This window comes from Blastococcus sp. SYSU D00922 (assembly GCF_054050495.1).
The window spans coordinates 376492-395671 of sequence record NZ_JBJGZL010000001.1 but is presented as its reverse complement, the minus strand read 5'-3'; the positions used below and the strand labels follow the sequence as shown (position 1 = coordinate 395671).

At 70.1% G+C, this 19180-nt stretch carries 15 protein-coding genes; 3 read left to right on the top strand and 12 right to left on the bottom strand.

Annotation, left to right across the window (positions count from 1 at the left end; all coding sequences use genetic code 11):
* Nucleotides 1-22: 22 nt before the first annotated feature.
* The 8 genes from rplW to rpsL form a co-directional block, all read right to left on the bottom strand.
* The gene (gene rplW / locus ACI78T_RS02040) at nt 23-325 is read right to left on the bottom strand and encodes a 50S ribosomal protein L23 (RefSeq protein WP_456556418.1); all 303 of its coding nucleotides are present in this window, start codon (nt 323-325) and stop codon (nt 23-25) included.
* A complete protein-coding gene (gene rplD / locus ACI78T_RS02035; RefSeq protein WP_456556417.1) occupies nt 322-1317 on the bottom strand; it encodes a 50S ribosomal protein L4 in 996 nt (331 codons plus the stop codon). The genes rplW and rplD overlap by 4 nt, the downstream gene beginning before the upstream one ends.
* Nucleotides 1314-1979, bottom strand: a complete 666-nt coding sequence (rplC, locus tag ACI78T_RS02030) for a 50S ribosomal protein L3 (protein ID WP_456556416.1) — start codon at nt 1977-1979, stop codon at nt 1314-1316. Before rplC ends, rplD begins: the two co-directional genes overlap by 4 nt.
* 15 nt (nt 1980-1994) lie before the next feature.
* Nucleotides 1995-2300: a 30S ribosomal protein S10 gene (rpsJ, locus tag ACI78T_RS02025; protein ID WP_014377994.1), complete on the bottom strand. Its 306-nt coding sequence runs from the start codon at nt 2298-2300 to the stop codon at nt 1995-1997.
* A gap of 133 nt (nt 2301-2433) precedes the next feature.
* Complete coding sequence (gene tuf / locus ACI78T_RS02020; protein ID WP_116451054.1) at nt 2434-3627, bottom strand: elongation factor Tu; 1194 nt, start codon at nt 3625-3627, stop codon at nt 2434-2436.
* 75 nt (nt 3628-3702) lie between these two features.
* A complete protein-coding gene (fusA, locus tag ACI78T_RS02015) occupies nt 3703-5799 on the bottom strand; it encodes an elongation factor G (protein WP_456556415.1) in 2097 nt (698 codons plus the stop codon).
* Between the two features lie 80 nt (nt 5800-5879).
* The gene (gene rpsG / locus ACI78T_RS02010) at nt 5880-6350 is read right to left on the bottom strand and encodes a 30S ribosomal protein S7 (RefSeq protein ID WP_089336457.1); all 471 of its coding nucleotides are present in this window, start codon (nt 6348-6350) and stop codon (nt 5880-5882) included.
* Entirely contained in the window at nt 6350-6724 is a 375-nt protein-coding gene (rpsL, locus tag ACI78T_RS02005; RefSeq protein WP_012950487.1) for a 30S ribosomal protein S12, read from the bottom strand. Before rpsL ends, rpsG begins: the two co-directional genes overlap by 1 nt.
* Before the next feature lie 583 nt (nt 6725-7307).
* On the opposite strand from rpsL, the gene ACI78T_RS02000 reads away from it, so the two are divergent.
* From ACI78T_RS02000 to ACI78T_RS01990, 3 genes are all read left to right on the top strand, one after another.
* The gene (locus ACI78T_RS02000; RefSeq protein ID WP_456556414.1) at nt 7308-8264 is read left to right on the top strand and encodes a hypothetical protein; all 957 of its coding nucleotides are present in this window, start codon (nt 7308-7310) and stop codon (nt 8262-8264) included.
* Nucleotides 8265-8302: 38 nt separating this feature from the next.
* A complete protein-coding gene (locus tag ACI78T_RS01995; RefSeq protein ID WP_456556413.1) occupies nt 8303-8518 on the top strand; it encodes a hypothetical protein in 216 nt (71 codons plus the stop codon).
* 71 nt (nt 8519-8589) lie between these two features.
* Entirely contained in the window at nt 8590-9630 is a 1041-nt protein-coding gene (locus tag ACI78T_RS01990; RefSeq protein WP_456556412.1) for an LLM class F420-dependent oxidoreductase, read from the top strand.
* Between the two features lie 95 nt (nt 9631-9725).
* Here the strand turns inward: ACI78T_RS01990 and ACI78T_RS01985 are convergent, their stop codons facing one another.
* The 4 genes from ACI78T_RS01985 to ACI78T_RS01970 all read right to left on the bottom strand — a co-directional run bounded on the left by ACI78T_RS01985 (nt 9726) and on the right by ACI78T_RS01970 (nt 19131).
* On the bottom strand, nt 9726-13631 hold the full coding sequence (locus ACI78T_RS01985; protein WP_456556411.1) for a DNA-directed RNA polymerase subunit beta': 3906 nt from the start codon (nt 13629-13631) through the stop codon (nt 9726-9728).
* An 89-nt stretch (nt 13632-13720) separates the two neighbouring features.
* Entirely contained in the window at nt 13721-17230 is a 3510-nt protein-coding gene (rpoB, locus tag ACI78T_RS01980; RefSeq protein WP_456556410.1) for a DNA-directed RNA polymerase subunit beta, read from the bottom strand.
* 436 nt (nt 17231-17666) lie between these two features.
* On the bottom strand, nt 17667-18443 hold the full coding sequence (locus ACI78T_RS01975; RefSeq protein WP_456556409.1) for a hypothetical protein: 777 nt from the start codon (nt 18441-18443) through the stop codon (nt 17667-17669).
* Complete coding sequence (locus ACI78T_RS01970; protein WP_456556408.1) at nt 18436-19131, bottom strand: hypothetical protein; 696 nt, start codon at nt 19129-19131, stop codon at nt 18436-18438. Before ACI78T_RS01970 ends, ACI78T_RS01975 begins: the two co-directional genes overlap by 8 nt.
* Between the last annotated feature and the right edge of the window lie 49 nt (nt 19132-19180).

Below are 19180 nucleotides of genomic sequence, written 5' to 3'. Positions count from 1 at the left end.
GGTCCGTGGGATCCGGGTGCCGTCAGGCGCCCGGGCCCCCGAAGATCTCGATGCGGTCGCCGGGAGCGACGGAGACGATGGCGCGCTTGGTGTTCTTGCGCCGCCCCATCTGCGTGCCCCGGCTGCGCTTGCGCTTGCCCTGGCGGTTGACCGTGTTCACGCCGAGGACCTTCACGTTGAAGATCTGCTCGACCGCGATCTTGATCTGGGTCTTGTTCGCCTCGGGCAGCACGATGAAGGTGTACTGGTTGCCGTCGAGCAGCCCGTAGCTCTTCTCGGAGATGACCGGGGCGAGCAGGACGTCCCGGGGGTCGCGGACGCTCACTTGGTCTCCTCGGTGCTCGCGTCGGTGGTGCCGTCCTCGGTGGGCGCGGTGGCGTCCGGACCGGCGTTGGCGGCCTCGGCCTGCTCGACCGGGGCCTTGGCGGCCTCGTCGGCGGTGTCGGGGGCTGCCTTCTTGGCCGGCGCCTTCTTGGCAGCGGGCTTCTCCGCCGGGACCTCGGCCTCGGCAGCCGCGGCCTTCTTCGCCGGGGCCTTCTTGGCGGCGGCCTTCTTGGCCGGAGCCTCGGCGGCGGTCTCGACGGTGCCCTCGCCCTCGGCGGGAGCGACCGACGGGAGCCCACCCGGCGTCACGCGGGTCGAGACGTCGGGCTTGGCGGCACCGCCGCTGCGGCCCTCGACGTACTCGGCCAGCGCCGACTCCGTGAAGACGACCTCGTCGGCCACCAGCACGTCGTAGGTGTTGAGCTGGCCGGCCTCGATCAGGTGCACCTGCGGCGCGTTGCGCAGGCTGACCCAGTTGAGGACGTCGTCCCGGTCGAGCACGACCAGGACCCGCTTGGCCTGGGTCACCGCGTTGAGGGTCGCCAGGGCGGCCTTGGTCTTCGGGGCGTCGCCGTCCACGAAGGCGGAGACCACGTGCACCCGGCCCTCGCGGGCCCGGTCGGAGAGGGCACCGCGCAGGGCGGCGGCCTTCATCTTCTTCGGGGTCTTCTTCGTGTAGTCGCGCGGCGTCGGGCCGTGGACGATGCCACCGCCGGCGAACTGCGGCGCGCGGGTCGAGCCCTGACGGGCCCGGCCGGTGCCCTTCTGCCGGTACGGCTTGGCGCCACCGCCGCTGACCTGACCACGGGTCTTGGTCGAGTGCGTGCCCTGACGGGCCGCGGCGAGCTGCGCCACCACGACCTGGTGCATCAGGGAGACGTTCGCGTCGGCGTCGAAGAGCTCACCGGGCAGCGTGACGCTGCCGGAGGTCTCCCCCGCCGGGGTGCGGACGTCGACCTGGCGGTCGGTGCGCGTGTCGATCGACTGGCTCACTTCTTGTCACTCCCCACGGGGCCGCCCTTGACCGCGGAGCGGACCAGGACGAGACCGCCCTTGGGACCGGGGACGGCACCCTTGATCAGGATGAGCCCGCGCTCCGCGTCGACCTTGTGCACGACCAGCGAAAGCGTGGTCGTCTTCACCGCACCCATGCGGCCGGCCATCTTCAGGCCCTTGAACACGCGGCCCGGGGTGGACGCGCCACCGATGGAACCGGGCGACCGGTGCTTGCGCTGGGTGCCGTGCGCCGCGCCGAGGCCCTTGAAGCCGTGACGCTTCATGACACCGGCGGTGCCCTTGCCCTTGCTGGTGCCGATGACGTCGACCTTGGCCACGCCGTCGAAGACGTCCGCGGTCAGCTCCTGGCCGACCGTGTAGTCGCCGGCGTCCTCGGTGCGCAGTTCGACCAGGTGCCGCCGCGGCGTGACGCCCGCCTTGGTGAAGTGCCCGCCCTCGGGACGGTTCACCTTGCGCGGGTCGATCTCACCGAAGCCGAGCTGGACGGCCGAGTAGCCGTCGACCTCGGGGGTGCGCACCTGGGTCACCACACACGGGCCCGCCTTGACGACGGTCACCGGCACGAGGCGGTTGTTCTCGTCGAAAACCTGGGTCATCCCCAGCTTCTCGCCGAGAAGACCGCGAAATGTGCTCGCCATGTCTGCTGACTGCCCTTACTGGATGTTGACGTCGACCGAGGCCGGCAGGTCGATGCGCATGAGCGCGTCGACCGTCTTCGGCGTCGGGTCGAGGATGTCGATGAGCCGCTTGTGCGTGCGCATCTCGAAGTGCTCGAACGAGTCCTTGTACTTGTGCGGCGAACGGATCACCGCGTACACGTTCTTCTCCGTCGGCAGAGGCACCGGGCCGACCACACGCGCTCCGGTCTTGGTGACCGTCTCCACGATGCGCCGCGCCGAGGCGTCGATCGCCTCGTGGTCATAGGCCTTCAGCCGGATGCGGATCTTCTGTCCCGCCATCGCTGTCTTCTGCTCCTGCCGATCGGTTGTGAAAGTTCGAGTGGGTCCGGTGACCCGAGGGGTGGGGCCGGGGTGTCGCACCCGGACCCGGGGACGGGCGGCGGCCGGAGACCGGCCGCCGCCCGTCGGGGTGTTACTTGAGGATCTTGGTGACCCGGCCGGCGCCGACGGTGCGGCCACCCTCACGGATGGCGAACCGCAGGCCCTCCTCCATGGCGATGGGCTGGATGAGCTCCACCGTCATCTCGGTGTTGTCGCCGGGCATGACCATCTCGGTGCCCGCGGGCAGCGTGACCACGCCGGTGACGTCCGTCGTCCGGAAGTAGAACTGGGGACGGTAGTTGTTGAAGAACGGCGTGTGACGGCCACCCTCGTCCTTCGAGAGGATGTAGACCGAACCCTCGAAGTTGGTGTGCGGGGTGATCGAGCCGGGCTTCACGACGACCTGGCCGCGCTCCACGTCCTCGCGCTTGATGCCGCGGAGGAGCAGACCGACGTTGTCACCGGCCTGGCCCTGGTCGAGCAGCTTGCGGAACATCTCGACGCCGGTGACGGTCGTCTTCGTCGATCCCTCGCGGATACCGACGATCTCGATCTCCTCGGAGACCTTGACGATGCCACGCTCGACGCGACCGGTCACGACCGTGCCACGACCGGTGATGGTGAAGACGTCCTCGACGGGCATGAGGAACGGCTTGTCGATCTCGCGCTCCGGCTCCGGGATCGCGGTGTCGACGGCGTTCATCAGCTCCATGAGCTTGTCGCCCCACTCGGCGTCGCCCTCGAGGGCCTTGAGCGCGGAGACGCGGACCACGGGGACGTCGTCGCCCGGGAACTCGTACTCGGAGAGCAGCTCGCGGACCTCGAGCTCGACGAGCTCGAGGATCTCCTCGTCGTCGACCATGTCGGCCTTGTTGAGGGCCACGACGATGTAGGGGACGCCGACCTGGCGGGCCAGGAGGACGTGCTCCTTGGTCTGCGGCATGGGGCCGTCGGTCGCCGCGACCACCAGGATGGCGCCGTCCATCTGCGCCGCACCGGTGATCATGTTCTTGATGTAGTCGGCGTGACCCGGGCAGTCCACGTGCGCGTAGTGACGGTTCTCCGTCTGGTACTCGACGTGGGCGATCGAGATCGTGATGCCGCGGGCCTTCTCCTCGGGCGCCTTGTCGATCTGGTCGAAGGCGGACGCCTCGTTGAGGTCCGGGTACTTGTCGTGCAGGACCTTGGTGATCGCCGCGGTCAGCGTCGTCTTCCCGTGGTCGATGTGCCCGATGGTGCCGATGTTGACGTGCGGCTTGGTCCGCTCGAACTTGGCCTTGGCCACTGGGTTCCTCTCTTCGTGTCTTCGCAGTCGTGCGCGTGCTCTGGGGCTTGCGGTAGTGCTCGGGTGGTGCCGGGGTTACTCGCCGGTCGCCTTGGCGATGATCTCCTTGGCGACGTTGGCCGGGACCTCGGCGTACGAGTCGAACACCATGGTGTAGCTCGCCCGCCCCTGGGTGCGGCTGCGCAGGTCGCCCACGTAGCCGAACATCTCCGACAGCGGCACCAGGGCCCGGACGACGCGGGCGCCGGAGCGCTCCTCCATCGCCTGGATGGTCCCGCGGCGGGAGTTCAGGTCGCCGATGACGTCACCCATGTAGTCCTCGGGGGTGACGACCTCGACGGCCATCATCGGCTCGAGCAGGGCCGGGCTGGCCTTGCGTGCGGCCTCCTTGAAGACCATCGAGCCGGCGATCTTGAAGGCCATCTCCGAGGAGTCGACCTCGTGGTACTGGCCGTCGATCAGCGACGCCTTGACGCCGACCATCGGGTAGCCGGCCAGGACGCCGTACTGCATCGCGTCCTGGATGCCCTGGTCGACCGACGGGATGTACTCCCGCGGGATGCGGCCACCGGTGACGGCGTTCTCGAACTCGTAGGTCGGGCCGTCGGCCGTGACCTCGAGGGGCTCGATCGTGACCTGCACCTTGGCGAACTGGCCGGACCCACCCGTCTGCTTCTTGTGGGTGTAGTCGACCTTCTCGGCCGCCTTGCGGATGGTCTCGCGGTAGGCGACCTGCGGCTTGCCGACGTTGGCCTCGACCTTGAACTCGCGCCGCATGCGGTCGACGAGGATCTCCAGGTGCAGCTCGCCCATGCCGGAGATGACCGTCTGGCCGGTCTCCTCGTCGAGCTTCACCTGGAAGGTCGGGTCCTCCTCGGCCAGCTTCTGGATGGCCGTGCCCAGCTTCTCCTGGTCGCCCTTCGTCTTGGGCTCGATGGCGACCGAGATGACCGGCGCGGGGAAGGTCATCGACTCCAGGATGACCGGCTTCTGCGGGTCGCTGAGGGTGTCACCCGTCGTCGTCTGCTTCAGGCCGTTGACGGCGACGATCTCGCCGGCGCCGACGCCCTGGCGCTCCTCACGCTTGTTCGCGTGCATCTGGTAGATCTTGCCGACCCGCTCCTTGCGGTCCTTGGTGCTGTTCAGCACCGGGGAACCGGCGTCGAGCTTGCCCGAGTACACGCGGACGTAGGTCAGCTTGCCCAGGTGCTGGTCGGTCTGGATCTTGAACGCCAGCGCCGAGAACGGCTCGTCCTCGTCGGCGTGCCGCAGGACCTCGGTCTCGCCGTCGAGCGCGGTGCCGACGATCGCCTCGATGTCCAGCGGGCTGGGCAGGTAGTCGGTGACGGCGTCGAGCAGGGGCTGGATGCCCTTGTTCTTGAACGCGGTGCCGGTCAGGACCGGGTTGACCTGCGCGGCGATGGTCGCCTTGCGGATCGCGGCCTTGAGGCGCTCGACGGAGATCTCCTCGCCACCGAGGTAGGCCTCCATGAGCTCGTCGTCGAAGTCGGCGATGCCCTCGAGCAGCTTCTCCCGGTACTCGGCCGCCTGGTCGGCGAGCTCGGCCGGGATCTCCTCGATGGCGTAGTCCTCGCCCATCTTGGTCTCACCGCGCCAGGTGAGGGCGCGCATCTGGACCAGGTCCACGACGCCGATGAAGTCGGCCTCGGCACCGATGGGCAGCTGCAGCACGAGCGGGTTGGCGCCGAGGCGCTCGACCATCATGTCGACGCAGCGGAAGAAGTCGGCACCGGTGCGGTCGAGCTTGTTGACGAAGCACATGCGCGGGACGCCGTACTTCTCGGCCTGCCGCCACACCTGCTCGGTCTGCGGCTCCACGCCGGCGACACCGTCGTAGACCGCGACGGCACCGTCGAGCACCCGCAGGGACCGCTCCACCTCGACGGTGAAGTCGACGTGCCCGGGGGTGTCGATGATGTTGATGTCGTGGTCTTTCCAGGTGCACTTCGTCGCGGCCGACGTGATGGTGATGCCGCGCTCCTGCTCCTGCTCCATCCAGTCCATCGTGGCGGCGCCGTCGTGGACCTCACCGATCTTGTACGTGATACCGGTGTAGAAGAGGATGCGCTCCGTCGTCGTGGTCTTGCCGGCGTCGATGTGCGCCATGATCCCGATGTTGCGGGTCCTGGCGAGCTCGGCCTTCTTGGCCATGTCCTACTCCTCTTCGTTGCGGTCCGCGTGCGGGGCTTCCGGGGTTCGCCCGGTGTCCCGCGGGCGGCGGGCGCCGGTGATTACCAGCGGTAGTGCGCGAAGGCCTTGTTCGACTCGGCCATCTTGTGGGTGTCCTCGCGCCGCTTCACGGCGGCACCGAGGCCGTTGCTCGCGTCGAGCAGCTCGTTCATGAGGCGCTCGGTCATCGTCTTCTCGCGACGGGCCCGGCTGTACTGGATCAGCCAGCGCAGGCCGAGCGTGGTGCTCCGCGAGGGACGGACCTCGACCGGGACCTGGTAGGTCGCGCCACCGACACGGCGGCTGCGGACCTCGAGGGCCGGCTTCACGTTGTCCAGCGCGCGCTTGAGCGTGACGACCGGGTCGGTGTCGCTCTTGGCGCGGCAGCCCTCGAGGGCGCCGTAGACGATCGCCTCGGCGACCGAGCGCTTGCCGTCGACGAGCACCTTGTTCACCAGCTGGGTCACCAGCGGCGACTGGTACACCGGGTCGGCGACGAGCGGACGCTTCGGGGCGGGGCCCTTGCGCGGCATTAGCTCTTCTCCTTCTTCGCGCCGTAGCGGCTGCGGGCCTGCTTGCGGTTGCGGACACCCTGGGTGTCCAGCGAGCCGCGGATGATCTTGTAGCGCACGCCGGGGAGGTCCTTCACACGGCCGCCGCGCACGAGCACCATCGAGTGCTCCTGCAGGTTGTGGCCGACGCCCGGGATGTAGGCGGTCACCTCGATGCCACTGGTGAGGCGGACGCGAGCGACCTTGCGCAGCGCCGAGTTCGGCTTCTTCGGCGTCGTCGTGTAGACGCGCGTGCAGACTCCGCGACGCTGGGGCGAACCCTTCAGCGCCGGAGTCTTGGTCTTCTCGACCTTGTCCTCGCGGCCCTTGCGGACCAGCTGGTTGATCGTGGGCATGGGTGGCCTGGATCTCCTACCTGCGCTGGGGTGGTGCTCTCTTGGTACTGCTGATGACTGGCGGTGCTGCGGGTGCCGGGCCCTGGTGGACCTTCCCGATTCTGGCCGCCAGGCACCCTCCGGTCCCCGCGGTCGGGCGTGTCGCCTGACCCAGGACCGGCCGATGTTCGTCGGACCGGATTCGGTCGCCCCTCGCGACTCGGCGCCGCCACCCTCCGGCGGAACCGGGGGGCGGTCCCCGGCGACCCGAAGGTCACCCAGGCGCACCGCGAACGGGAGCAGGCCCAGGGCACCCTGGGCACAGCAGACCACGATACCCGTGCCCTGGAGACCGGTCAAAGCCGGGTCCCTCACACACGCAGCCGGTGGCCGGCCGTCGTCCACCGGGGCGGACGACACCCCGGTCAACGACCCCCGGACCGGTTCTCTTCCCGGTCCTCGGGTCCCGTCCCGGGGGCTCCCGGCGGCAGGCCGCACGTTACCCCGGACGCGCCGCGAGGGGGAGTACGCCGCGCGGCCGCCGGGAACGTCGTACCCGGGCCCTAGCGTCCCTCTCCCCCACCCCCTGCGCCCTGGAGGACCGTTGGACCCCGATGCCGCCCGCGAGCTCAAGGCCCGCATCCTCGAGCGCCTGCCGTCGGCCGTCGAGGCGTCCAGCCAGGCCGTGGAGCACGACGCCCCCTGGCCGTGGGTGGCGGTCGGCCTGCGGCCCACGGGCGACGGGGCCCGCGTGGCCGTGCGCCTCCAGCGGGACGGCGACCGCGCGCTCCTGCCCGACCTGGGCCGGGCGGCCGCGGCGGAGGTCGAGGTCAAGGTGATCGGCCCGGTGCGCTCGCAGTCCTCCCCCGCCGAGCTGCAGCGCCGCGTGCGCCCCCTGCGCCCCGGGCTCTCGGTCGCGCACCGGTCGGTCACCGCGGGCACGCTCGGCGGCTTCGTCCGCACGGCGTCGGGCCTGGCGATCCTGTCCAACAACCACGTGCTGGCCGCCAGCAACGCCGCCGTCCCCGGGGACGCCGTCCTGCAGCCCGGTCCGGCCGACGGCGGCACCCCGCAGGACCGGGTGGCCACGCTGACCGCCTTCCAGCGCATGGTCCCCCGTGGAGCGAACCTCGTGGACGCCGCTGTGGCGGCCCTGGACGACGGGGTCGACGCGGAGCCGGGCGCCCTGCCCGGCGGCCCCCTGCTCGGGACCGTTCCGCCCAGTCTCGACGTCGACCCCGACGAGGCCGTCGAGAAGATCGGCCGGACCACGGGGCACACCGCCGGGCGGATCACCGCGGTGGAGGTGGACGGGGTCGCGGTCCAGTACGACGACGCGGTGTACCGGTTCGACGACCAGATCGAGATCGAGGGGCGCGCGGGGGCGTTCAGCGCCGGTGGGGACAGCGGGTCGGTCATCTGGCGCAGCCGCGACCGTGCGCCGGTCGCGCTGCTCTTCGCCGGCAGCGAGACGGGTGGCTCGGGCGGGACCGGCGTCACCTTCGCCAACCCGCTGGCGACCGTCCTGTCGACCCTCGGGGTCACCTGGGTGAGCGGCTGACGCTGTCGCGGACGGCCGTGGCGGGGCACCATGGGCCCATGACCGACCGGGCCGCGGCGCGTGCCGCCAAGAGCACGCTGGCGCAGCGCCTGTCCGGCGACCCCGGCGTCGTCGGCATCGGCCTGGCCCGTCGCGAGAGCGGTTACGTGGTCAAGGTCGACCTGGCCGACGCCGCCGTCGCCCCGCGCGTGCCCGGCGACGTGGACGGCGTCCGCGTGGTCACCGAGGTGATCGGGGTCGTGCGGCCCCTCTGAACGCGCGCACGGGCAGCCGATAGCGTGCCCCGAGGCGCCGACGAGGGCGCCGCGCGACCGAGGGAGTGCACGTGCGCATCGGCATCCAGGCGAGCTACAGCGGCGGGTTCCAGGAGACAGCGGCCGAGATCCGCGACCTCGAGTCCGCGGGTCTCGACATCGCGGCGGTCGCCGAGGTCTACACGTTCGACGCGGTGAGCCAGCTCGGCTACCTCGCGGCGGTCACCGAGCGGGTCGAGCTGCTGAGCGCCATCTTCCCCATCTACAGCCGCACGCCGGCCCTGACCGCGATGACGGCGGCCGGCCTCGACTTCGTCTCCGGCGGCCGCTTCACCCTCGGTCTCGGCGCCTCGGGCCCGCAGGTCATCGAGGGCTGGCACGGCGTCCCCTACGACGCCCCCCTGCAGCGCACCCGCGAGGTCGTGGAGATCTGCCGCCAGGTGTGGCGCCGGGAGCGGCTCGACCACCAGGGCAAGAAGTACACCGTCCCGCTGCCGGCCGACCAGGGCACCGGGCTCGGCAAGCCGCTGAAGCTGATCAACACGCCCGTCCGCGACCGGATCCCCGTCATGCTGGCCGCGCTCGGGCCGAAGAACGTGGAGCTGGCCGCCGAGATCGCCGAGGCGTGGGAGCCGATCTTCTTCTACCCGGAGAAGGCGGCCTCGGTGTGGGGCGACTCGCTCGCCGCCGGCAAGGCCAAGCGCGACCCGGCGCTCGGCGAGCTGCAGGTCATCACCGGCGTCCCGGTGGCGATCGGGGACGACGTCGAGCCCCTCCTGGAGTTCGTGAAGCCGGCGCTGGCTCTCTACATCGGCGGCATGGGCGCCCGCGGCAAGAACTTCTACAACGACCTCGCCGTCCGCTACGGCTACGAGGCCGAGGCGAAGACCATCCAGGACCTCTACCTGGACGGCAAGAAGGACGAGGCCGCGGCCGTCGTCCCGGACGACCTGGTGCGGGCGTCGTCCCTCATCGGGCCGGAGTCCTACGTGGCCGAGCGGATCGCCGCGTTCGCCGAGGCCGGCGTCACCACGCTGATGCTGCAGCCCCTCGACGGCAGCCGCGAGGCCCGGCTGAAGACCGTCGAGACCATGAAGCGCCTCGCCGGCTGAACCACGAGGGACTTTCGTTACAGAAAGTCCCCCTGACGCGAAAGGGCCCCGCAGCCAGATGACTGCGGGGCCCTTTCGTCACTCAGCTAGGGCGCTCAGCCCCGCCAGTCGTACTCCTCGAGGCGCACGGCCTCGCCGGAGCCCTGACCGAAGACGTCCGGGCTGTAGTACTGCCCGTCGTCGTAGCCGGCCATGGTGTAGACGGCGGCACGCGCCTCCTCGGTCGGCTCGACCGTGATGTTCCGGTAGCGGCTGATGCCCGTACCCGCCGGGATCAGCTTTCCGATGATCACGTTCTCCTTGAGCCCGAGCAGGCTGTCGCTCTTGCCCTGGATCGCGGCGTCGGTGAGCACCTTCGTCGTCTCCTGGAAGGAGGCCGCCGACAGCCACGACTCGGTCGCGAGCGAGGCCTTGGTGATGCCCATGAGCACCGGACGGGCCGAGGCCGGCTCGCCGCCCTCGGCGACGACGCGGCGGTTCTCGGTCTCGAACAGCGTCCGCTCGACCAGCGCACCGGGCAGGAACTCCGTCGCGCCCGAGTCGATGATGGTCACCCGCTTCAGCATCTGGCGGATGATCACCTCGATGTGCTTGTCGTGGATCGACACACCCTGCGACCGGTAGACCTCCTGAACCTCGCGGACCAGGTGCAGCTGCACCTCGCGGGGGCCCATGATCCGCAGCACCTCGTGCGGGTCCACAGCACCCTCGGTGAGCTGCTCGCCGACCTCGACGTGCGCGCCGTCCTCGACCCGCAGCCGCGACCGACGCGACAGCTTGTCGATGACGACGTCGTCGGAGCCGTCGTCCGGGGTGATGGTGAGCTTGCGGAACTGCTCGCCGTCCTCGATGCGGATCGTGCCGGCCAGCTCCGCGATCGGCGCCTTGCCCTTGGGGACGCGGGCCTCGAAGAGCTCCACCACACGCGGCAGACCGTGGGTGATGTCCTCACCCGCGACACCACCGGTGTGGAAGGTGCGCATCGTCAGCTGCGTACCCGGCTCACCGATCGACTGGGCGGCGATGATGCCGACCGCCTCGCCGACGTCCACGAGCTTGCCGGTCGCGAGCGACCGGCCGTAGCAGGTGGCGCAGGTGCCGAGCAGCGACTCGCAGGTGAGCACCACGCGGACCTTGACCTCGGACACACCGGCGTCGATCAGCTGCTGGATCAGGACGTCGCCCAGGTCGGAGTTGGCCTCGGCGATGACCGTCCCGTCCTCGGCCACCACGTCGGCGGCCAGGGCGCGGGCGTACACGCTGGTCTCCACGTGGGCGTCCCGCACGACCTTGCCGTCGACGACGGTGCCGATCGGCATGATCACGCCGCGGTCGGTGCCGCAGTCCTCCTCGCGGATGATGACGTCCTGCGAGACGTCGACCAGCCGGCGGGTGAGGTAGCCGGAGTCGGCGGTGCGGAGCGCCGTGTCGGCCAGACCCTTGCGGGCACCGTGCGTGGAGATGAAGTACTCCAGCACGGACAGACCCTCCCGGAAGTTGGCCTTGATCGGCCGCGGGATGATCTCGCCCTTCGGGTTGGCGACCAGACCACGCATACCGGCGATCTGGCTGATCTGCATCATGTTGCCTCGGGCGCCCGAGTTGACCATGACCCAGACCGGGTTGGTGGTCGGGAAGTTGTCCACCATCGCCTGGCTGACCTCGGCCCGCGCGCGGGTCCAGATCTCGATGAGCTCACCGCGACGCTCGGCGTCGGTGATCACACCGCGCTCGTACTGGCGCTCGATCTTGGCGGCCTCGTCCTCGTGCCGGTCCAGGATCTCCTGCTTGACCGGCGGGGTGACGACGTCGTCGATGGCGATCGTGACGCCCGAACGGGTGGCCCAGCGGAAGCCGGCCGACTTGAGGGCGTCCAGCGTCGCCGCGACCTGCACCTTGGGGTAGCGCTCGGCGAGGTCGTTGACGATCGCCCCGAGCTCCTTCTTCGGCACCTGGTAGTTGACGAAGCGGTAGTCCTCGGGCAGGGCCTCGTTGAACAGGACCCGGCCCAGGCTGGTCTCCACCACGGCCGCCTGGCCGGGGGTCCAGTCCTCGGGCTGCGTCCACGCCTCGTTGACCTTGCCGTTGTCGACGCCGTACACCTCGTCGAGGCGGATCAGCGCGCGCTCCTGCAGGCCCAGGGCACCCATGTCGAAGGCCATGAGCGCCTCGGCCGCCGAGGCGAACGCCGCCGGCGTGCCACCGTCGGCCTCGTGCCGCGAGGGCACCAGGGTCGTCAGGTGGTACAGGCCCAGCACCATGTCCTGGGTCGGCGCGGTGATCGGGCGACCGTCAGCCGGCGACAGGATGTTGTTCGAGGACAGCATCAGGATGCGGGCCTCGGCCTGCGCCTCGGCCGACAGCGGCAGGTGCACGGCCATCTGGTCACCGTCGAAGTCCGCGTTGAACGCGGTGCAGACGAGCGGGTGGATCTGGATGGCCTTGCCCTCGACCAGCTGCGGCTCGAACGCCTGGATGCCCAGGCGGTGCAGCGTCGGCGCACGGTTCAGCAGGACCGGGTGCTCGGTGATGACCTCTTCCAGCACGTCCCACACGACCGGACGGGCGCGCTCGACCATCCGCTTGGCGGACTTGATGTTCTGCGCGTGGTTGAGGTCGACCAGCCGCTTCATGACGAAGGGCTTGAACAGCTCCAGCGCCATCTGCTTGGGCAGACCGCACTGGTGCAGCTTCAGCTGCGGGCCGACGACGATGACCGAACGGCCGGAGTAGTCGACGCGCTTGCCGAGCAGGTTCTGGCGGAACCGGCCCTGCTTGCCCTTGAGCAGGTCGCTCAGGGACTTCAGGGGGCGGTTGCCCGGGCCGGTGACCGGACGGCCGCGGCGGCCGTTGTCGAACAGCGCGTCCACGGACTCCTGGAGCATCCGCTTCTCGTTGTTCACGATGATCTCGGGGGCACCGAGGTCGAGCAGACGCTTCAGCCGGTTGTTCCGGTTGATCACGCGGCGGTACAGGTCGTTCATGTCGCTGGTCGCGAAGCGGCCACCGTCGAGCTGCACCATCGGGCGCAGGTCCGGCGGGATGACCGGGACGCAGTCCAGCACCATGCCCATGGGCGAGTTGCGGGTCTGCTGGAACGCGGCGACGACCTTCAGCCGCTTGAGCGCCCGCAGCTTGCGCTGGCCCTTGCCGCTGCGGATCGTCTCGCGCAGCGAGACGGCCTCGGCGTCGAGGTCGAAGTCGGCGAGCAGCTTCTGCAGCGCCGCGGCACCCATGCCGCCCTCGAAGTACTCACCGAAGCGGTCGCGCAGCTCGCGGTAGAGGCCCTCGTCGGCGATGAGCTGCTTGACCTCGAGCTTGCGGAAGGTGTCGAGGACCTCCTCGAGGCGGTCGATCTCCCGCTGGGCGCGGTCGCGCAGCTGGCGCATCTCGCGCTCGCCGCCCTCGCGCACCTTGCGGCGGACGTCGGACTTGGCGCCCTCCGCCTCGAGCTCGGCCAGGTCGGCCTCGAGCTTCTGCTGACGCGCCTCGACGTCGGCGTCGCGCCGGCCCTCGAGGTTGGACTTCTCGGCGCTGATCTCGGCCTCGATGGTCGGGAGGTCGCGGTGGCGCGCCTCGTCGTCGACCGAGGTGATCAGGTAGGCCGCGAAGTAGATGATCTTCTCGAGGTCCTTGGGCGCCAGGTCGAGCAGGTAGCCCAGGCGCGAGGGAACACCCTTGAAGAACCAGATGTGGGTCACCGGAGCGGCGAGCTCGATGTGGCCCATGCGCTCGCGGCGGACCTTGGCCCGGGTCACCTCGACGCCGCAGCGCTCGCAGATGATGCCCTTGAACCGGACCCGCTTGTACTTACCGCAGTAGCACTCCCAGTCCCGGGTGGGACCGAAGATCTTCTCGCAGAAGAGACCGTCCTTCTCCGGACGCAGCGTCCGGTAGTTGATGGTCTCGGGCTTCTTCACCTCACCGTGCGACCACTGGCGGATGTCGTCGCCGGTGGCCAGGCCGATGCGCAACTCGTCGAAGAAGTTGACGTCCAGCAAGTTGATGACCCCTTTCCGGGGCTAGTTCTTCTCTTTGTCCAAGTGGGTGGGTGGCCGGCCGGCCCCGTCCGGGGCCGGCCGGCTACCGATCAGACGTCCTCGACGGAAGACGGCTCGCGGCGGGACAGGTCGATGCCCAGCTCCTCCGCGGCCCGGAAGACCTCGTCGTCGGTGTCGCGCAGCTCGATCGCCTGCCCGTCGCCGGAGAGGACCTCGACGTTGAGGCAGAGCGACTGCAGCTCCTTGAGCAACACCTTGAACGACTCCGGGATGCCCGGCTCGGGGATGTTCTCGCCCTTGACGATGGCCTCGTAGACCTTGACGCGGCCCAGGATGTCGTCGGACTTGATGGTGAGCAGCTCCTGCAGCGCGTAGGCCGCGCCGTAGGCCTGCATCGCCCAGCACTCCATCTCGCCGAAGCGCTGACCACCGAACTGCGCCTTACCACCCAGCGGCTGCTGCGTGATCATCGAGTACGGGCCGGTCGACCGGGCGTGGATCTTGTCGTCGACCAGGTGCAGCAGCTTCAGGATGTAGACGTAGCCCACGGCGATCGGCTCGGGGTAGGGCTCGCCGGACCGACCGTCGAACAGCTGCGCCTTGCCGGTCTCCTTGACCATCCGCTCGCCGTCGCGGTTCGGCGTCGTCGAGCCGAGGAGGCCGATGATCTCGTCCTCCTTGGCGCCGTCGAACACCGGCGTCGCGGTGCGGGTGCCGGGAGCGGCGGCGCGGGCGGCCTCGGGCAGGTTCTTCGCCCAGTCCGGGTTGCCCTCGACCTCCCAGCCCTGCTTGGCGATCCACCCGAGGTGCATCTCCAGGACCTGGCCGACGTTCATGCGGCCGGGCACGCCGAGCGGGTTGAGGACGATGTCCACCGGGGTGCCGTCCTCGAGGAACGGCATGTCCTCCTGCGGCAGGATCTTCGAGATGACGCCCTTGTTGCCGTGGCGCCCGGCGAGCTTGTCGCCGTCGGAGATCTTGCGCATCTGGGCGACGTAGACCCGGATCAGCTCGTTGACGCCGGCGGGCAGCTCGTCGCCGTCCTCGCGCGAGAACACGCGGACGCCGATGACCTTGCCGGACTCACCGTGCTTGACCTTGAGCGACGTGTCGCGGACCTCGCGGGCCTTCTCGCCGAAGATCGCGCGGAGCAGCCGCTCCTCGGGGGTCAGCTCGGTCTCGCCCTTGGGCGTGACCTTGCCGACGAGGATGTCGCCGGGGACGACCTCGGCACCGATGCGGATGATGCCGCGCTCGTCGAGGTCGGCGAGGACCTCCTCGGAGACGTTCGGGATGTCCCGGGTGATCTCCTCGGCACCGAGCTTGGTGTCGCGCGCGTCGACCTCGAACTCCTCGATGTGGATCGAGGACAGGACGTCGTCCTGCACGAGGCGCTGCGACAGGATGATCGCGTCCTCGTAGTTGTGGCCCTCCCACGGCATGAAGGCGACGAGCAGGTTCTTGCCCAGCGCCATCTCGCCCTGGTCGGTGCACGGACCGTCGGCGATGACCTGGCCGACCTCGACCCGCTGGCCCTCCTCGACGACCGGGGACTGGTTGATCGACGTCCCCTGGTTCGAGCGGCGGAACTTCAGCAGGCGGTAGGTCTGCCGGGTGCCGTCGTCGGCCATGACCGTGACGTAGTCGGCGGTCGAGTCCTCGACCACACCGGCCTTCTCGGCCACGACGACGTCGCCGGCGTCGACCGCGGCGCGCAGCTCCATGCCGGTGCCCACGAGCGGGGCCTCCGAGCGGAGCAGCGGGACGGCCTGGCGCTGCATGTTCGCGCCCATGAGCGCGCGGTTGGCGTCGTCGTGCTCGAGGAACGGGATCATCGCCGTCGCGACCGAGGTCATCTGCCGCGGCGAGACGTCCATGTAGTCCACGTTCTCGGGCGCGAGGTAGTCGACCTCACCGCCCTTGGTGCGGACCAGGACGCGCTCCTCGGCGAGGCGACCCTGCGCGTCGAGCGGGCTGTTGGCCTGCGCGACGACGAAGCGGTCCTCCTCGTCGGCGGTCAGGTAGTCGATCTGGTCGGTGACGGTGCCGTTCTCGACCTTGCGGTACGGCGTCTCGATGAAGCCGAACGCGTTGACCCGGCCGAACGAGGACAGCGAACCGATCAGGCCGATGTTCGGGCCTTCCGGCGTCTCGATCGGGCACATCCGGCCGTAGTGGCTGGGGTGCACGTCGCGGACCTCCATGCCGGCCCGCTCACGCGACAGACCACCCGGACCCAGCGCCGAGAGGCGGCGCTTGTGGGTCAGGCCCGCGAGCGGGTTGGTCTGGTCCATGAACTGGGACAGCTGGCTGGTGCCGAAGAACTCCTTGATGGAGGCGACGACCGGCCGGATGTTGATCAGGGTCTGCGGCGTGATCGCCTCGACGTCCTGGGTCGTCATCCGCTCGCGGACCACGCGCTCCATGCGGGAGAGGCCGACCCGGATCTGGTTCTGGATCAGCTCGCCGACGGTGCGGAGGCGGCGGTTGCCGAAGTGGTCGATGTCGTCCACACCGTGCTCGGGCTCGCCGGCGTGGAGGCGCACGACGTACTCGATGGTGGCGACGATGTCGTCCTCGGTCAGCGTGCTGGTGCCCTGCGGCACGGAGACGCCGAGCTTCTTGTTCACCTTGTAGCGGCCGACCTTCGCCAGGTCGTAGCGCTTCGGGTTGAAGAAGAGGTTCTCCAGCAGCGCCTGGGCCGACTCGCGCGTCGGCGGCTCGCCCGGGCGGAGCTTGCGGTAGATGTCCAGCAGCGCCTCGTCCTGCCCGGCGATGTGGTCCTTCTCCAGCGTGGCCAGGACCGTGGGCGACCACTGGAAGTGCTCGCGGATGCGGTCCTCGGTCCAGCCGAGGGCCTTGAGCAGCACGGTGACCGGCTGGCGGCGCTTGCGGTCGATGCGCACGCCGACGGTGTCGCGCTTGTCGACGTCGAACTCCAGCCACGCACCGCGGCTGGGGATGACCTTGGCGCTGAAGACGTCCTTGTCCGACGTCTTGTCCAGCGTCTTGTCGAAGTAGACGCCGGGCGAGCGGACCAGCTGCGAGACGACGACGCGCTCGGTCCCGTTGATGACGAACGTGCCCTTGTTCGTCATGATCGGGAAGTCGCCCATGAACACCGTCTGCGACTTGATCTCGCCGGTGGTGTTGTTCATGAACTCGGCGGTGACGAACAGCGGCGCCGCGTAGGTCATGTCCTTGTCCTTGCACTCCTCGAGGGACGCCTTGACGTCCTCGAAGCGCGGGTTGGAGAAGGACAGCGACATCGAGCCGCTGAAGTCCTCGATCGGGGAGATCTCCTCGAGGATCTCGGCCAGACCGCCGACGGCGTCGGCCTGCTCCTCGGGGGCGAGCGTGGCCCGCCACTCGGGGCTGCCGATCAGCCAGTCGAAGGACGCGGTCTGCAGGGCCAGCAGATCCGGGACCTCGAGGGGCTCGTTGATCTTCGCGAACGAGACGCGGAGCGGAGCGCCGGGGATCTTCTGCTGGTCGGCCTCGCCGGTGCGGGTGCCCGACTGAGGCGACTTCGGGGCGGTGCGGGTGGTGCCGGACTCGGTGGTGCTGGGGTTGATGCTGGTGGGGCGAGAGCCTGCCAAGATGCGTCCTTCCAAGGACCTCACGACGTGCGGGCGGGTCTGTGCGGGTTTCGTCCTGGGTCGTCGTCGGTAGTGGCGGGCTGACCGCCTGAATGCCTGGGGGTCCGATCCGGACGGTCGACCGGGTGGCCGGGACTGCTCCCGGGCACCCCTGGTGACCCGTCTTCTGCGGGCAGGTAGTCAGAGGGCAGCGCAACAGGAGACCCTACCCCTGCTCGAGCGCGCTGTCCACGCCGGGGGGGCCGGTGCGACCGGCGCCACATCCCGGGGACCGCGACCCGTCGAGCGGGGTTGCAGCGGGCGTGCGCCGACCATGATGCCAGCCGGGGTGCCCCTTCCGGAATGCCACGCCGCACGGCGTCGAAAGGTGGCCGCACGGCGTCGAAAGGTGGCCGCACGGCGTCGAAAGGTCGCCGCGCGGCGGTGCGGCGACCCGTCAGCTGGTGGTGAGCAGCGTCAGCTCGTCGATCTTCCAGGCGCCGTCCACCTCGACGACGCGGACCCGGACCGTCTGGGTGCACGACTGCGCGCCGTCGGGCGTGACCAGGCACTCCGAGCCCTCGGGCGCGGCCTGGTCCCCGCTGTTCACCGACTTGACCACGTACTGCCCGAAGACGACGAGGGTGGCGGTGTCCTGCGCGTCGTTGACCTGCTGCAGGCCCACCTCGAGCACCTCGTAGCTGGTCGTCGCCGACACCTGCTCGTAGGTGTCGATGATCCCGCCCTGGCCGAGGTCCTCCTCGTACTGGTCGCGCAGCTCACCGGTGAGGACGTCGAGCTTGCCCTGGACGCTGCCCTCGGAGTCCTCGTAGTCGTAGGCGTACAGCGCCCGGACGCCGTCACGGGCGGCGGCGAAGATCGAGGAGTCGACGTAGGTCGGGTTGAGCCGCTGGTACAGCAGGAACCCGCCGCCGGCGGCGGCCGCCAGGCACAGCAGCGCGAGGACCAGCGCGAGGGCCGGGAACCGGCGGGACGACGTGCCGGCGGACGGGACCGCGGCGGTGGCGGCGGCCCGGGGCGCCGTGGGCCGCGCCGTGGCGCTCGCCCGCGCGGAGGAACCGGTCGCGGCCGGCGCGGCGGTGGTGCCCTCGGCGCGGGGAGGAGCGTCGTCGCGGTCGCGCCGGCTGCCGGCCACCCGGGGCCGCGGGCTGGGCTTGGCGCCCGGCCGGGGGCGCGGCGTCGGCCGCGTGCGGCCGTCGGGGGTCTCACTCATTCTCGGTCCCGGTCCCCTTGATGCCCGACAGCAGCCAGCGCCCGTCGTCCTTCTCGAGCTCGACCTCGATGCGGTAGCGCGCCACCTGGGCCTGCTCGCTCTGGTTGCTCTCCTGCGTCGACTGGATCACCAGCCAGACGGTGGCGGCCGAGGCGTCCGCCCGCGTCACGCCGCCGCCGACGACCTCGGTGTTGATGACCGCCTCGGCGTCGGTGATCTGCTGGCGCCGGGAGTCCAGCTCCGCGACGGCCTCCTCGCGCAGGTCACCGGTGGTGACCCGGCGGATCTGCTCGATGTCGTCGTCGAGGGTCAGGTAGTCGAACGAGGTCACGTCGACGACACCCGAGCGGGCGGCCTGCAGCGCCTCCACGTAGTCGCCCGTGCGCACCGACGAGGTGTCGGGGCGGGTGAACCACAGGTAGGCGGTCCCGCCCAGCAGCAGGAGCAGCAGGACCAGGAGCGCCGGGACGAGCGGGAGGGAGAGCCGGCGGCCGCGGCGCGGGCCGTCGCCGTCGTCCCCGCTCCCCCGGCGGGACGTCTTCCCCGCCGCGGGCTCGGTCGCCTGGTCCGAGGGCTCGGCCGCGGCCGGGGTGGCGTCCGCGGGCTCCGGAGGTTCGGGGGTGTCCGTGCCGCCGGGAGTGCCGGAGGTGTCGACCTCCTCCTCCAGGGGGCGCGCTTCGCTCGTCACGCGGGGGATTCTCCCTGTCCGGTCTGTGTGCGGGTCGGCGGCATGCCGC